Below are 14,641 nucleotides of genomic sequence, written 5' to 3'. Positions count from 1 at the left end.
CTCCAAGCTTGTGAGAGCATTAGCGCGAAGCTGCGATTGCGGCGGACGAGTAAATTTGCGCTTGGCCTGGAAGGGTGCGGGCTTTAGCGGCAGCGCGTGATGAGTGAGCCCAAGAATGACGTCCGCCTGATCTGGAGCCGCTATTATAGCGCCTTCATCCCCGCACCGGCGGGACCGGGCTTTCTGGACCGGCTGAAGGCAGCAAGCGGAGCGATCGGCGGGATCGCCATTACCGGCCTGCTATGCGGGCTGATGCTGGGGAACGGGATCGCCCATCCGCTGCTGGTCGCGCCCATGGGGGCGTCGGCGGTGCTGCTCTTTGCCGTGCCGGCCAGTCCGCTGGCCCAGCCCTGGCCGGTCTTGGGTGGCAATGTGGTGTCGGCGCTGGTGGGCATCAGCGTGGCAAAGCTGATCCCCGATCCGACCATTGCCGCCGCGCTGGCGGTGGGCAGCACAATCGGCGTCATGTCGCTATTGCGTTGCTTGCACCCACCCGGCGGGGCCGTGGCGCTGTCCGCGGTCCTGGGAGCCACGCAAGGCGCACCGAGCTATATGTTCGCCTTCGTTCCGGTGGCGGTGAATACGGCGCTGCTCGTGACCGTCGCGATCATCTTCCATCGGCTGGCCGGGCATAATTATCCCCATATCGTGCCCAAGGCACCCGGCACCCATGGCACCAGCGATCCCGCCCCCCTGTTGCGCTCGCCGTCGGAGCAGGACGTCGAAGAGGCATTGCATGCCTATGGCGAGACGCTGGACGTGGATGCGGCCGACTTGCAGATCGTCCTGCACGACGCGGAGATGCGCGCAGCCGAGCGGGCGCATGGCCGGCTGACCTGCGGCGAGATCATGTCTCGCGACGTGATTTCGGTGCGGGAAGGCCAGCCGGTGGCCGAGGCGCGGGCACTGCTCCACCTCCGGCGGCTACTGTCCTTGCCAGTGCTGGACAATGCCGGACGCGTGCATGGCGTAGTCGGCCCACTGGACCTGGCGCGCGTGGGTGAGCGCGTGGGCGACATCGCTTCGGAACCCTATATCGTGCACGCGGATACGCCGGTGGCGGCGCTGCTGCGTCCCCTGACCGGCGGAGGGCGGCGCGAGGCGATCGTGGTGGATGACGACCGGATGCTGCGCGGCCTCATCACGCAGACCGATCTGCTGGCGGCGGTGGCCCTTCGCGCTTAACGGCTGCCGTTTTCCAGCACGGGCAGGTCGGAGCCCGGAATGGCGGTGATGGCGACGTTGACGAACATCACCAGCCCCGCGACGATCATCAGCGTGCCGCGCTTGCGGTCCCTCTTCTTGACGATCGCATAAATGCCGCCGCCCGTCAGAGCCATGCCCGCAAGCATCAATATGGATAAAATCGTGCCAGCCATGAAGCAGGCCATAGGCGGGCGGGTGGACTGTGGCAATATCGCGGTTCAGCCCCTATGAGGCGCGGGAACGAATCACCTTTTGCGTGACAGGACAGCTTTACCGTGAAAATCGCACTCGCTTCCGATCATGCCGCCGTTGATCTGAAGGCGGAACTCGCAGACTGGCTGCGCGCCGAAGGCCATGAGGTCGACGATCTGGGTCCGGCGACCGCCGATCGGGTGGATTATCCCGATTTCGGTTACAAGCTGGCGACGGCAATTGCTTCGGGCGCGGCCGAGCGCGGCATTGCGCTTTGCGGGTCGGGCATCGGTATTTCCATCGCCGTCAACCGCAACCCCGCCTGTCGCTGCGCGCTGGTGTCCGAACCTCTCTCCGCCGCGCTCTCGCGTGAGCATAATGACGCCAACGTCCTTGCCCTGGGCGCGCGCCTGACCGGCGTGGACATGGCCAAGGCCTGCGTCGCTACCTTTCTTTCCACAGATTTCGGCGGTGGCCGCCATGCCGGCCGCGTCGAGAAACTCTCCCAGCCCGCGCTTTAAGGAGCCTGCCCTATGAGCACCGCCACCCTCACCCAGCCCGACCTGTCCGATATCCGTTCGGAAGGCTATTTCACGCGCAGCCTGGCCGATGCCGATCCGGCGGTCTTCGCGGGCGTCACCAACGAACTGAAGCGCGAGCAGAACCAGATCGAACTGATCGCCTCGGAAAATATCGTGTCAAAGGCGGTGCTGGAGGCACAGGGTTCGGTCTTCACGAACAAATATGCCGAAGGCTATCCGGGCAAGCGCTATTATCAGGGCTGCGCGCCTTCGGATGAGGTCGAGCAGCTCGCCATCGACCGCGCCAAGCAGATCTTCAACTGCGGCTTCGTGAACGTGCAGCCCCATTCGGGCGCGCAAGCGAACGGCGCGGTCATGCTGGCGCTGACCAAGCCGGGCGACACCATCATGGGCCTGTCGCTCGATGCTGGTGGTCACCTGACCCATGGCGCCAAGCCGGCGCTGTCGGGCAAGTGGTACAATGCCGTACAGTATGGCGTGCGCGAGGATACGCATGTCATCGATTATGACGCACTGGAAGCGCAGGCGATCGAGGCAAAGCCGACCCTCATCATCGCGGGCGGTTCGGCCTATCCGCGGCATTTGGACTTCGCCCGCTTCCGCGCCATCGCGGACAAGGTCGGCGCGCTGCTGATGGTCGACATGGCGCATTTCGCGGGTCTGGTCGCGGGTGGCGCGCATCCGACGCCTTTCGGTTTTGCCGATGTCGTGACCACCACCACGCACAAGACCCTGCGCGGTCCGCGTGGCGGCATGATTCTGACCGATAACGAAGCCATAGCGAAGAAGATCAACTCGGCGGTGTTCCCCGGCCTTCAGGGAGGCCCGCTGATGCATGTGATCGCGGCGAAGGCGGTTGCCTTTGGCGAGGCGCTGCGTCCGGAGTTCAAGACCTATGCCCAGGCGATCGTGACCAATGCCAAGGCGCTTGCCGGCAAGCTGGAGCAGCGCGGCCTAGCTGTGGTGTCGGGCGGCACCGACACGCATCTGGCACTCATCGACCTGCGTCCCTATGGCATTTCGGGCAAGGATGCGGACGAGGCGCTGGAGCGCAGCTTCATCACCTGCAACAAGAATGGCGTGCCGGGCGACCCGCTGCCGCCCACCAAGACCAGCGGCATCCGCGTGGGCTCGCCCGCCGGTACGACCCGCGGTTTCGGCGTGGCCGAGTTCGAGGCCATTGGCGACATGATCGCGGACGTCTTGGAAGGCCTGCGTGACAATGGCGAGCATGGCGACGCCGCCGTGGAAGCCAATGTCCGCGAGCGCGTCTCGGCCCTTTGCGCCCGTTTCCCGATCTACGAAGGCTGATCGCCCTTGCGTTGCCCTTTCTGTGCCCATGACGACAGTCAGGTCAAGGACAGCCGCCCGACGGAGGATGGCGCCGCCATTCGCCGTCGGCGTCAGTGTGAAGCCTGTGGCGCGCGCTTCACCACCTTCGAGCGGATTCAGCTCCGCGACATATGGGTGGTGAAGAGCGAGGGGCGCAAGGAAGCCTTTGATCGCGACAAGCTGGCCCGCTCCATCGGGATCGCGTGCCGCAAGCGGCCGATCGATCCGAGCCGCCTGGAAAAGCTGATTTCCGGCATCCAGCGGCAGTTGGAAACGTCCGGCGACGGCGAAGTTCCTGCGCGGGCTATAGGCGAGATGGTGATGGAGGGTCTGAAACGCCTCGACAGCGTCTCTTATATCCGCTTTGCCAGCGTCTATAAGGACTTCACCGACGCACGGGACTTCGAGGATTTTGCCTCCACCGTGAAAGAGGTGGGCAGTGAGTGAGACGGTGATCTCCCCACCGCCTTCCCACCTCCGTTCGTCCTGAGTAGCCATTGAGCGAAGTCGAAATGGCGTATCGAAGGACCATGCCATGACATTCCACGCTTATATGCTGCGCTGCTCGGACGGCAGCTATTATCTGGGTCACACGGATAATCTCGAATATCGCGTAGCCCAGCATCAGGCTGGTGAGGTCGAAGGTTACACGCAAAAACGGCGCCCTGTATCACTCGTTTGGCAACAGGATTTCGGGACTCGCAACGAAGCGCTTTCCGCCGAGCAACAGATTAAGGGCTGGTCGCGGAAGAAAAAGGAAGCCTTGATCGCGGGCGATTGGAACGAGATCCGCCTGTTGGCGCGCAAATCCTTCGATACGGGGCTTCGACAAGCTCAGCCCCTACTCAGGACGAACGGAACTATGGAACAAGTACAATCCCCCTCCCCCGTCATCGTTCTAGTTCGGCCGCAGCTTGGCGAGAATATCGGCAAGGCGGCGCGTGCCATGCTCAATTTCGGGCTGACCGAGATGCGGCTGGTCAGCCCACGTGATGGCTGGCCCAATCCGGATGCCGGACCGTCTGCGGCTGGCGCGGATGTGGTGCTGGACAAGGCCAAGGTTTTCGAGACGCTGGCTGATGCAGTGTCCGACTGCGCCCATGTCTATGCGACCACCGTGCGCAAGCGGGGCGTGACCAAGCCGGTTGTGACGCCGGAAGAGGCTGCACGGGAAATCCATGAGGCAGCGGGGCGCTCTGCCTATGTGTTCGGGCCAGAGCGGTCGGGGCTGGAGACCGAAGATGTGGCGCTGGCGCGGAAAATCCTGACCGTACCGATCAATCCGGAGTTCGGGTCGCTCAATCTGGCGCAGGCGGTGATCCTGTGCGCCTATGAATGGTCGAAGCAGGCTGGGCTGGAGCAGCCGACCGTGGTCGATCTAGGCGAACCGGCTCCGCAAGCGGAACTGGAGGGGATGATCGACCAGTTCGAGACGCTGCTCGAAGGCGCGGGCTATTTCTTTCCGCCGGATCGGGCGCCCGCAACCAAGCGGACTTTGCGGAACCTGCTGACTAAGCCGGGTTGGAACCATCTGGAAGTGCGGACCCTTCGCGGCGTGCTGTCGGCGTTGGGCAATCCACGGGCGCGCTGAACCTCCGTCATCCCTGCCTGCGCGGGAAATGACGGACTAAGAGGACCGGAGGCGATCGAACTCGTTCATCTCATAGGCGATCGAGGCTTCGACCAACTTGTCCCACAACTCCCCGACCACATCGGAAGGGACGCCCAGGCGCTCCGCTTCAGCGCACACATTTGCGATGACTTCAGCTTTGCGAGGCTCATCGCGAACAGCCCCCCGATCCGGCTTGATCCGGGCAGCGGCGCGCATATGGGCAAAGCGCTGGTCGAGCAGCGCGACAAGCTGGCGGTCGATTTCGTCCACGCCTGCGCGGACTTCGGCCATGGTCGTGTAGCTTTCAGGATTCATGGGTGGTGGAACTAAGCCCGGAAACCGGGCCTGTCGAGGGTTGACGTTCGGGGTTGACAGGCTCCCATCCCTTCTCCATAGGCGCCGCTTCGCGATTGGTCCCGCATCCCGGTGAAGCGGTGGCCCTGCCCCTGAAATATGGATCGTAGGCGATACCGGGCATAACGTTGTTAGCAGTTGTAAGGAAATATCATGTCGAAGCGTTCCAGCGCCAAGTATAAACTCGACCGCCGCATGGGCGAGAATATCTGGGGTCGCCCCAAGAGCCCGGTCAACAAGCGTGAATATGGCCCCGGCCAGCACGGCCAGCGCCGCAAGGGCAAGATGTCCGACTATGGCATCCAACTCCGCGCCAAGCAGAAGCTGAAGGGCTATTACGGCGACATCACCGAAAAGCAGTTCAAGAAGAGCTATATCGAAGCCGCCCGCATGAAGGGTGACACCGGCCAGAACCTGATCGGCCTGCTCGAGCGCCGCCTGGACGCCGTGGTCTACCGCGCCAAGTTCGCGCCCACCATCTTCTCGGCCCGCCAGATCGTTTCGCACGGCCACATCTATGTGAACGGCGTGAAGTGCAACATCGCCAGCCGCTTGGTAAAGCCGGGCGACGAAATCACCCTGGGCAAGAAGGCGCAGGAAATGGCGCTGGTTCTGGAAGCGCAGGGTCTGCCCGAGCGCGACATCCCCGACTATGTGTCGCCCGATGGCGCCGCCAAGGTCACCTATGTCCGCGTGCCCTCGCTGGACGAAGTGCCCTATCCGGTGAAGATGGAGCCCAATCTGGTCGTCGAATTCTATTCGCGCTAATCGGCGGCGAATATTCGAAACAAGAAAGGGGCGGTCCGATCGGGCCGCCCCTTTTCTTTTGCCTATTTGGCCGGTTCGAGTTTCAGGGCAGACCTCAGGAAATTATCAGCGCGATCAAGCATCTGCGCGCGCACATCGCTATCGTTCAACTGATGGTCCAGATTCTTGAACTCCACCAGTTCGACCGACTTGCCCTTGCTCCTGAGGCGGGAGGCCATGGTGCGCGATTCCGCTATCGAAACATTCTGATCGATATCGCCATGGAATAGCTGCACCGGCGCGACGAAGGCATCGGCATGACGGGCAGGCGACCCGGCCTGCGCGACGGCGCTGTCACCGAACATCGCTTCGAGTGAGGCGGGGCTGAGGTCGCTTTTCCATTCCTGCTGCAAGTCGCCTATGTCCGTGACCGGCGCGATGGCGACGATGGCCTTGTAGAGCCGCGGATCGACCACCGCGGACTGAAGAGCGGCATAACCGCCATAAGACCAGCCGACGATCGCCAGCTTGGCGGGATCGGCTATCCCTTGGCTGACCAGCCATTTTCCGGCATCGTTGATGTCACCGATCGACCTTTGCCATGATTTGAAGCCGCTGCCTCCCAGCCAGTCAGCGCCAAACCCGGTCGAACCGCGAAAATTGGGCTGGAACACGGCATAACCCTGATGCGCGAAGAATTGCGCGAGCCAGTCGAAGCCCCATTCATCGCGCGCCCACGGCCCGCCATGAGGCATGACGATGGCGGGCAGCCCCTTGCCGTCGCTGCCTGGCGGCAAGGTCAAATAGCCGGGGATCGTCTTGCCGTCCGAAGCGACGAAGCCGACCGGCTTGACCGGCGAGAGCCTGTATTTATCCAGCGCCGGCTGGATCGCCATGATCTCGCCCAATTGCTTGGTCGCCTTGTCGAACAGATAATAGCGGCCCGCGTCGATATCGCTGCCTGCATAAAGGACCAGCTTCTGCTCGTCCGCGCTGGCATCGACGAAGCTGACCAGCGGCGCATTGGGCAGCGCTTTGCCCAGCGCCGCCGCGAATTTCTTGAGCTCCGGATCGAAAAAAGCTGAATGGCGCCGGTCGGTGGCCCAACTGACGCCCACGACGCGCTGTTGGCGGCCGATCTGGATCAGGTCGGTCACATCGACATCGCTGCGGTCGTAGACCAGCTCCTTCTTCATGCTGCCGTCCAAACTGATGCGGTAAAGGCCCGCACGCCCATTTTCCGCATCCGTGCCGTAAACGACGTCCAGGTCGGAATCGACCGCCTGCGCCTCAAAACCCTGTGCAACGACACCCGAAACCGACTGGGTCGAGAGCGGAAGCCAGTCGCGGCTTCCCTTCTTCCGATAGAAATATTCGTAACGATGCCCGCCATAGCCCATGCTGGTCGTCGGACGCGTCACCATGATCCTCACCGCCCCATGGCCGTCCGTGATGTAGGACACGGCATCGCCACGCGGGATTTCGACCATAGAACGCGCAAGGCTGCGCGTGTTCACGCGGTCTACGCCCAGCCCCTGTCTGCTTTGCGCCGTCAAGTGCCCGGTCGTCTGTTCGGGAATATAATAACGATCCATAAGGACGGTGCCGTCCTCACGCTCCCCCATCCAGTCGAGAATGCTGCCGCCGCCAAGAGCGATCCCCAGCTGCGTCGTGCTTTGCCGGGCGCTCACCATCTTGACGTCCGTCCCGTCGGCATTGACGCCCAACATGCGCGTCTGGCCGGTCCTCTGTCCGAACACGGTGCTGATCATATAGACGTTGCAGAGAATGCGGTCATTGGTCGACCAGCCACAGGATGTCAGTTGGTCCGGATTGCCGTTCGAGGCAAGGATCAACTTGCGGTCGGCATCGCCGCCGATCTTGAGCACCGACACGACCGATCCACGCCCTGCTGTCGCCTCGATCATCGCCAGCGACTGGCCATCGGGCGAAATGCTGACATCGGAAACGGCGGGCCGGGCGCCGAAGGCCTTGGCAGCATCGCTTTGTGCATGGGCCGGCACGACGAACGCAACCCATGGTAAAAAATTCAGAAACTTCAATCGCATGAAACTACCCCCTTGCGGGGTCCAGAAATATATACAGCCGTAAAACTGTCAACGCCTGACGCTTGCCGGTTCCGGTGCGCGGTGCCATCATCGCACCAATCCATCTGTCGAGGTTCCCCCCTGATGCGCCCCTCTTTCGCCAAGATCACGCTACCGCTCATCGCCCTGTCCTGCGCGCTGCCAGCCTCCGCCGCGTCCTCGAACGACGGCCCTTCCATCGACACGATGAAGGAGGTGGTGAAGGAGATTTCTTCCGACGCTTATGAAGGCCGCGCGCCGGGGACGGTGGGGGAGGAAAAGACCCTCGCCTATCTGGTCCAGCGGTTCGAGGTGCTGGGACTGAAGCCCGGCAACAAGGGTAGCTGGTTCCAGGATGTGCCGCTGGTCGAGATCGACGCGAAAAATGTGTCGCCGCTCCGCTTCACCGGCGGCAAGAGCGCTGTTTCCGCCAGTTACGGACCGGAAATGGTGATCGCCACCTATCGCACCGGACAGCCGCATGTCGAGGTGAAGGACAGCCCGGTCATCTTCGTCGGCTATGGCATCAACGCGCCGGAGAAGAAGTGGAACGACTATGCCGGCGTCAATGTGAAGGGAAAGACGGTCATCATTCTGGTGAACGATCCCGATTACCAGACCCCGACCCTGCGCGGGCCGTTCAACGGGCGGGCGATGACCTATTATGGCCGCTGGACCTACAAGTTCGAGGAAGCGGCGCGGCAGGGCGCGGCGGCGGCGATCATCGTGCATGACACGGTGCCCGCCGCCTATGGCTGGAATGTCGTGCAGTCGAGCTGGACCGGCGCTCAGCATGTCGCGGACAGCGCCAACGGCAATGCCGACCAGTCCGCCGCGATCGGCTGGATGCAGAAGGACAAGGCTGCCGCGCTGATGGCGAGCGCGGGGCTTAATCTGGACACGTTGATGGCGGCGGCGAAGAAGCGCGGGTTCAAGGCCGTGCCGTTGAAGGGCATGAAGGCGAACCTCAGCTTCGACAATGCCATCCGCAAGCATAGTTCGAAGAATGTCGTCGCCCTGCTGCCCGGCAAGGCGCGGCCCGACGAATATGTGCTTTATGCCGCGCATTGGGATCATCTGGGCCATTGCGAAGCGGCGCCCGACGGCGACGACATCTGCAACGGCGCTATCGACAATGCGACGGGGACCGCTGCGCTGGTGGCGTTGGCGGAAGCCAATGTGAAGGCCGGACCGACGGATCGCAGCCAGGTCTTCCTGGCGGTGACGGCGGAGGAATCGGGGCTGCTGGGATCAGCCTATTATGGCAATCATCCGGTCTTTCCGCTGGGCCGGACGGTGGGCGGCGTGAATATGGACGCGCTCAGCATGGCGGGGCTGGCGAAAAATGTCGTCGTGATCGGCAAGGGCAAGTCCCAGCTCGATGCCTATCTGGACCGGGCGCTGGCGGCGCAGAAGCGGGTCGCCAGCCTGGAGCCGACGCCGGAAAAGGGCTTTTATTACCGCTCCGACCATTTCAGCTTCGCCAAGCATGGCGTGCCGATGCTCTATTTCGAGGGCGGGCAGAACCTGGTGAAGGGCGGACCCGCTGCGGGCGCCAAAACCGCCAAGGAGTATGAGGAACATCATTATCACGGGCCCAAGGATGAATATGATCCCAAATGGGATTGGGGTGGCGTGAAGGCGGATCTGAAGCTTTATTATGATGTCGGGCGGGCGCTGGCGAACACGACCGACTGGCCCAATTGGATGCCGGGGGACGAATTCCGGGCGATCCGCGACAAGAGCCGCGCCGGGAAATAGCGGGTTTCGGGCAATGCAAGCCATTAAGTGATCCGTGTTCCTGCGAAGGCAGGAACCCAGTTCCGCCGCTTGTGGATCATCGCACCATAGGAACTGGGCTCCTGCCTTCGCAGGAGCACGATGTGCTTCAAGAAAAGCCGTACGAAGCAGACCGTCCGCCTTCCACCCGAATTGGCCATTCCTCATAATGCCTCTGGAATGCGCGCCGCGATCCTGTAGAGGCGCGAAGAACACCCGCAGACAGGAGCCAAGCCCATGACTTTCCGTATGCCCGCCGAATGGGCGCCGCATGAATGGACCTGGATCGGCTTTCCCACCTCTCCCGAGGAATGGCCAGGCGCGTTTGACCAGGCGCGGCAGCAGATCGCGGATTTTGCGAGCGCGCTTCACGCCAATGGCAGGGGTGAGGAAGTAAGGCTGGTCTGCGCCAATGAAGGCGATGCGGAGGTCGGGCGCAGACTGGCGCCGAACGTCAGCATCGTCGTTCAAAAGCTGGGCGATGTATGGTTGCGCGACACGGCCCCCATTGCAGTATTGCGCGAGTCCGAACGTGCGCTGGTGGATTTCGGCTTCAACGGCTGGGGCGGCAAATATCGGATGCCCGGCGATGAGAATATCGGCGCGCGCCTGGCGGCGATGACGGGCCTGCCGACCTCGACCCAGCATTGGGTGTTCGAGGGAGGGGCGGTCGATACAGACGGCACGGGTTTGTTCGTGACGACCGAGCAATGCCTGCTCAACCCCAATCGCAATCCGGAACTGGACCGGGGCAAGATCGAAACCCTGCTGGCCGGATCGCTGGGTCTGTCGGATATGCTGTGGCTGGGCGATGGGCTGCTCAATGACCATACGGACGGGCATGTCGACAATCTGGCGCGCTTCGTGGCGCCGGGCGTGCTGGCCCTGCCCGAAGCGAGCACGGAGGATGATCCCAATGCGGCGATCTATGCCGATGCGCGGGCACGGGCCAAGGCCTTCGGCATAGAGGTGGCGTCGATCCCCTCCCCCGGCCGCGTCGTCGTGGACGGCGAAATCATTCCGGCAAGCTACATGAATTTCGCTATCGGCAATGCAGCGGTCATCGTGCCCATCTATGGCCAGCCCAATGATCAGGCAGCCTTGAATGCGTTCAGACCCTTCTTCCCTGGCCGGGAGATTGTCGGGCTGCGCAGCGACGCCATTCTTTCGGGCGGCGGCAGCTTCCACTGTTGCAGCCAGCAAATGCCGTCCGCTTAGATGAGCGCGATTCTGGCGCTGCGGGCGCTTATTTCCGGTATCATCATCGCCATCGTGTCGGTGGTGTCGCGGCGTTATCCGGGCCTTGGCGCGCTGATCGCATCGCTGCCGCTGATTTCGGTGATGGGGATGATCTGGCTGTGGAACGACAAGCCCGATGTCGAGAATATGGCGCGCCATGCAGAGGCGACATTCTATTATGTCATTCCCTCGCTGCCGATGTTCCTGCTGATCCCGATGCTGCTGCGGCGTGGGGTTGGCTTTGGGCCAGCGCTGATCGTGGGTTGCGTGCTGACGATCCTGCTCTATCTCCTGACCGTTGCCATTGCCGCCCGGATGGGCATTCGACTCTAGGGTATCGTTCATGACCAAAGTCACCGTTGCCGCGCTCCAGCTCGCCTTTTCCGACGACCGGGCGAACAATATCGAAATGGTCGCCGGCCATGTCGTGAAGGCCGCCGCGCGGGGCGCGAAGATCGTCCTCCCGCCGGAACTGTTCGAAGGCCCCTATTTCTGCAAGGTCGAGGAAGAAGCGCTGTTCGCCAATGCTCTGCCGCTCGACGAGCATCCCGCCGTGCAGGAAATGCGCAAGGTGGCGAAGGCCGAGGGCGTCTATATCCCGGCCAGCTTCTTCGAGCGCGATGGGCAGCACTATTACAATTCGCTCGCCATGATCGACGATGAGGGCGAGATCATGGGTCTCTATCGCAAGAGCCACATCCCGGACGGGCCGGGCTATGAGGAAAAATATTATTTCCGCCCCGGCAATACGGGCTTCAAGGTTTGGAAGACCAAGTTCGGCACCATCGGCGTTGGCATATGCTGGGATCAATGGTATCCCGAAACCGCGCGGGTGATGGCGCTGATGGGCGCGGAAATGCTGTTCTACCCGACCGCGATCGGATCGGAACCCTATGACGTCGGCCTCGACACCAGCCGCATGTGGCGCCGCGCAATGATCGGCCATGCGGTCAGCAACTGCATGCCGGTGGTCGCCGCCAACCGTATCGGTGAGGAAGATGGTCAGAAATTCTACGGCCACAGCTTCATCAGCGACGAATGGGGCGATTTCGCCGCCGAAGCCGACGCTAGGGACAATGGCGCGCTGGTGGCGACACTAGATCTGGCGCAAGCGCGCAAACATCGGGCCGGCATGGGCTTCTTTCGCGACCGGCGGCCGGAGCTTTATGCACGTATCGCCCAGGATATCTGACAGCAGGAGAGAGGCTATGACCGTTGCCCGGCACTATATCATGCACGCGAAGGAAGGCATGGACGCCGCATTGGAAACGGCCCTGCGTGCCATAGCGGATGCAGTGCGTCCGCTGCCCGGCTGCGAGGGTGTCGAAATGCTGCGCGATTTGGGGAATGAACGGCGCTTCGTCTTTATCGAGCGATGGGCCGACGTCGACGCGCACAAATCGGCTGCGGCGCTGATCGACAAGGGGCTGTTCGCCTCGCTGATGGCGGCGCTCGACGGGCCGCCGGATGGGGCTTATCTTGACTATCTGATGCGCTGACTCATGCGCTGAGCGTCAGCGCGCGGGCGAAGACCGCCTCGAACATCTCGGCGGTCAGCCGCCCCGTATTCTGGTTGTAGCGCGAGCAATGATAGCTATCGATTACGATCTTGCCGCTGGGCATGCGATGCTCCGCCAAATGGGCGAAGCGCGCCTTGGGGAGCTTGCCGCCCAGCACCTTCACGGCTGACTGGTGCGCGATTTGGCCGAGCGCAATGAAGACCTGCGCATTGGGCAACGCTGCCACCGCGGGTTTCAGGAAGGCCCGGCAATTGCGGATTTCCTCCGGCAGTGGCTTGTTCTGCGGCGGCAGGCATTTGACCGCATTGAGGATGATGATGTTCCGCAGCTTCAGGCTGTCATCCGCGCGCGCTTCATAGACGCCTTCGGCAAGCCCGAATTTGTGGAGCGTCGCGAAGAGAAGATCGCCGGCATAATCTCCGGTAAAGGGCCGGCCGGTGCGGTTGGCGCCCGATTTGCCGGGCGCCAGTCCGATGATCGCGATCTTGCCGAGAGGATCACCGAAAACGGGAACCGGAGCATTCCACCAGTCGGCATGTTCTGCCCGGTTTTCGTCGCGGAACGCAACGAGGCGCGGGCAAAGCGGACAATCATGCGGCGGTTCGCTATGCGGGATAGGGCTTTGCAGCGTCATGGCGACGGGATAGGCGCTGTCGGATGACAAAGACAAGCACTCGTCATGTTTACGCGCTCGCATTGGGATCGAACCGCCCGCTGTCGGCCCGGCTCGCTCCTGCGCGCTTGCTGAAGGAAGCAGTTCGCCTGATCGGGCAGTTGGGCACGGTTCTGGCCGTGGCTCCTGTCATAAAAACACTGCCCCTGGGACCATCGCGGCGGATTTTCGCCAATAGCGCGGCCTTGGTGGAGAGCCGCTTGCCGCCCGAGGCGATGCTTTTGCACTTGCAGGCGATCGAGCGCCGCCTGGGGCGCCAGCGATTCATGCATTGGGGAGCACGTCGTCTGGATATCGACATCATTCTCTGGTCCGGCGGGCGGTGGAACAGCCGTTCACTGCGCATCCCGCATCCGGCTTTTCGGGAGCGGGACTTCGTGCTGACGCCGCTTTGCGCGATTGCCCCGGATTGGCGCGACCCGGTTTCAGGACTTTCCATGCGCCATTTGCGCTTCCGCTTACGAAAAGCGATTTCTGGAGGTTGACCAGCCGCACCACCGCCTCTAGTGCGTGCGGACCTCATGATATGAGGGCCCTTAGCTCAGTCGGTAGAGCAACTGACTTTTAATCAGTAGGTCGCTGGTTCGAATCCAGCAGGGCTCACCATCCCCCTTCCGATCATCAGGTCAGGGCTGTCAGCAGCAGCGCGGCGCAGCACCATAGTTCGATCGACACCAGCAGGCCGAACAGGATGCCGAACATGGCATGAGGCTTCAGCGCGTCGTCCATCTGCCCTCTCCAATTCTTTCTGCAAGATGAACGGCTTAACCATGCGTCTGGTTCCCGGAGCGCTTTGGCGCAGAGCATCGGTTCACCGCATTTCCGGCGAAATGGTGGAGAGATGTAGCCGGTTGTCAGGGAATATCCGGCCCGGCGCTGATGCGGATCGGGCAGGATGTGGCGATCTCCATCACTGCATTGAGGCGACCAAGGCCCAGCCATTTCGCGCAATGGGTGGCGAGTTCCAGCAATTCTGCGGCGCTGAATTGGGCATGGAGTTCCGCCCAGAACAGGTCGTCAAAGGCGGCCGGGCCTGTCGCGAAGCGTTCGGCAAAAGCGATGGCCAGCGCTTCGCGTGGCGCATAATCGGTGCGCCGGTCCGGATCGTCGACCCCTGCGTAGAAATCTTCGGTAAGGCCGTGGCGTTCCATATCCTCCACCCGCGTTTCCGAGCAGGGAATGCAGCCGTTGATATGGGCAATACGGATGCGGGCGGCTTCGCGAATGCGGACCGGAAGCCGCGCCCCCTCCTGCAACGCGTCGCCAAAGGCATGCGCCGCAGCGCCAAGATCCGGGCGGAGGGACCACATGCGGGCGCCCTCCTCTCCGTCGCCGGGTGGGAGGGCGAGCCGCGCCAT

At 62.5% G+C, this 14,641-nt stretch carries 17 protein-coding genes and 1 tRNA gene; 13 read left to right on the top strand and 5 right to left on the bottom strand.

Features of this window, described 5'->3' with window-relative positions:
- Positions 1–99 precede the first annotated feature (99 nt).
- A complete protein-coding gene (locus K426_RS12295) occupies positions 100–1,185 on the top strand; it encodes an HPP family protein (protein ID WP_066557456.1) in 1,086 nt (361 codons plus the stop codon).
- On the opposite strand, the gene K426_RS12290 is transcribed toward K426_RS12295, so the two are convergent.
- Positions 1,182–1,379 carry a hypothetical protein gene (locus K426_RS12290; protein WP_066561728.1) on the bottom strand — a complete coding sequence of 66 codons (198 nt, stop codon included), beginning with the start codon at positions 1,377–1,379 and terminating at the stop codon, positions 1,182–1,184. The genes K426_RS12295 and K426_RS12290 overlap by 4 nt on opposite strands.
- 102 nt (positions 1,380–1,481) lie before the next feature.
- On the opposite strand from K426_RS12290, the gene rpiB reads away from it, so the two are divergent.
- The 4 genes from rpiB (at position 1,482) to K426_RS12270 (ending at position 4,863) form a co-directional block, all read left to right on the top strand.
- Positions 1,482–1,919, top strand: a complete 438-nt coding sequence (rpiB, locus tag K426_RS12285; protein ID WP_066557453.1) for a ribose 5-phosphate isomerase B — start codon at positions 1,482–1,484, stop codon at positions 1,917–1,919.
- A 12-nt stretch (positions 1,920–1,931) separates the two neighbouring features.
- Positions 1,932–3,251 carry a serine hydroxymethyltransferase gene (gene glyA / locus K426_RS12280; protein ID WP_066557451.1) on the top strand — a complete coding sequence of 440 codons (1,320 nt, stop codon included), beginning with the start codon at positions 1,932–1,934 and terminating at the stop codon, positions 3,249–3,251.
- A 6-nt stretch (positions 3,252–3,257) separates the two neighbouring features.
- A complete protein-coding gene (gene nrdR, locus K426_RS12275; RefSeq protein WP_022682631.1) occupies positions 3,258–3,719 on the top strand; it encodes a transcriptional regulator NrdR in 462 nt (153 codons plus the stop codon).
- A gap of 88 nt (positions 3,720–3,807) precedes the next feature.
- Positions 3,808–4,863 (top strand): TrmJ/YjtD family RNA methyltransferase, encoded by a 1,056-nt coding sequence (locus K426_RS12270; protein WP_082748591.1) that lies wholly within the window; start codon positions 3,808–3,810, stop codon positions 4,861–4,863.
- Positions 4,864–4,899: 36 nt separating this feature from the next.
- Here the strand turns inward: K426_RS12270 and K426_RS12265 are convergent, their stop codons facing one another.
- Entirely contained in the window at positions 4,900–5,199 is a 300-nt protein-coding gene (locus K426_RS12265; RefSeq protein ID WP_066557448.1) for a chorismate mutase, read from the bottom strand.
- Between the two features lie 192 nt (positions 5,200–5,391).
- Here K426_RS12265 and rpsD point away from each other — a divergent pair, with 192 nt between their 5' ends.
- Positions 5,392–6,006: a 30S ribosomal protein S4 gene (gene rpsD, locus K426_RS12260; protein WP_066557445.1), complete on the top strand. Its 615-nt coding sequence runs from the start codon at positions 5,392–5,394 to the stop codon at positions 6,004–6,006.
- Between the two features lie 62 nt (positions 6,007–6,068).
- Here the strand turns inward: rpsD and K426_RS12255 are convergent, their stop codons facing one another.
- Positions 6,069–8,054 (bottom strand): alpha/beta hydrolase family protein, encoded by a 1,986-nt coding sequence (locus K426_RS12255; protein ID WP_066557441.1) that lies wholly within the window; start codon positions 8,052–8,054, stop codon positions 6,069–6,071.
- 123 nt (positions 8,055–8,177) lie between these two features.
- Here K426_RS12255 and K426_RS12250 point away from each other — a divergent pair, with 123 nt between their 5' ends.
- From K426_RS12250 to K426_RS12230, 5 genes are all read left to right on the top strand, one after another.
- Positions 8,178–9,833, top strand: coding sequence for a M28 family peptidase (locus tag K426_RS12250; RefSeq protein WP_066557437.1), 1,656 nt, complete (start codon positions 8,178–8,180; stop codon positions 9,831–9,833).
- A 255-nt stretch (positions 9,834–10,088) separates the two neighbouring features.
- Positions 10,089–11,069, top strand: coding sequence for an agmatine deiminase family protein (locus K426_RS12245; RefSeq protein ID WP_066557434.1), 981 nt, complete (start codon positions 10,089–10,091; stop codon positions 11,067–11,069).
- Positions 11,070–11,423, top strand: a complete 354-nt coding sequence (locus K426_RS12240) for a DUF3147 family protein (RefSeq protein ID WP_066557429.1) — start codon at positions 11,070–11,072, stop codon at positions 11,421–11,423.
- Positions 11,424–11,433: 10 nt separating this feature from the next.
- Positions 11,434–12,282 carry an N-carbamoylputrescine amidase gene (gene aguB, locus K426_RS12235; RefSeq protein WP_066557426.1) on the top strand — a complete coding sequence of 283 codons (849 nt, stop codon included), beginning with the start codon at positions 11,434–11,436 and terminating at the stop codon, positions 12,280–12,282.
- A gap of 16 nt (positions 12,283–12,298) precedes the next feature.
- Positions 12,299–12,589, top strand: coding sequence for a putative quinol monooxygenase (locus tag K426_RS12230; protein ID WP_066557424.1), 291 nt, complete (start codon positions 12,299–12,301; stop codon positions 12,587–12,589).
- Between the two features lies 1 nt (position 12,590).
- On the opposite strand, the gene K426_RS12225 is transcribed toward K426_RS12230, so the two are convergent.
- Positions 12,591–13,244: a uracil-DNA glycosylase gene (locus K426_RS12225; protein ID WP_066557423.1), complete on the bottom strand. Its 654-nt coding sequence runs from the start codon at positions 13,242–13,244 to the stop codon at positions 12,591–12,593.
- Positions 13,245–13,267: 23 nt separating this feature from the next.
- Between K426_RS12225 and folK the strand changes: the two genes are divergently transcribed.
- Positions 13,268–13,768 (top strand): 2-amino-4-hydroxy-6-hydroxymethyldihydropteridine diphosphokinase, encoded by a 501-nt coding sequence (folK, locus tag K426_RS12220; RefSeq protein ID WP_066557421.1) that lies wholly within the window; start codon positions 13,268–13,270, stop codon positions 13,766–13,768.
- Between the two features lie 45 nt (positions 13,769–13,813).
- A tRNA-Lys gene (locus tag K426_RS12215) sits at positions 13,814–13,889 on the top strand.
- Positions 13,890–14,137: 248 nt separating this feature from the next.
- Here K426_RS12215 and K426_RS12210 read toward each other — a convergent pair.
- Positions 14,138–14,593 carry a carboxymuconolactone decarboxylase family protein gene (locus K426_RS12210; RefSeq protein WP_087575796.1) on the bottom strand — a complete coding sequence of 152 codons (456 nt, stop codon included), beginning with the start codon at positions 14,591–14,593 and terminating at the stop codon, positions 14,138–14,140.
- Between the last annotated feature and the right edge of the window lie 48 nt (positions 14,594–14,641).

This window comes from Sphingobium sp. TKS, from assembly GCF_001563265.1.
Taxonomy (GTDB): domain Bacteria; phylum Pseudomonadota; class Alphaproteobacteria; order Sphingomonadales; family Sphingomonadaceae; genus Sphingobium.
This window is presented reverse-complemented; position numbering and strand designations above follow the sequence as displayed.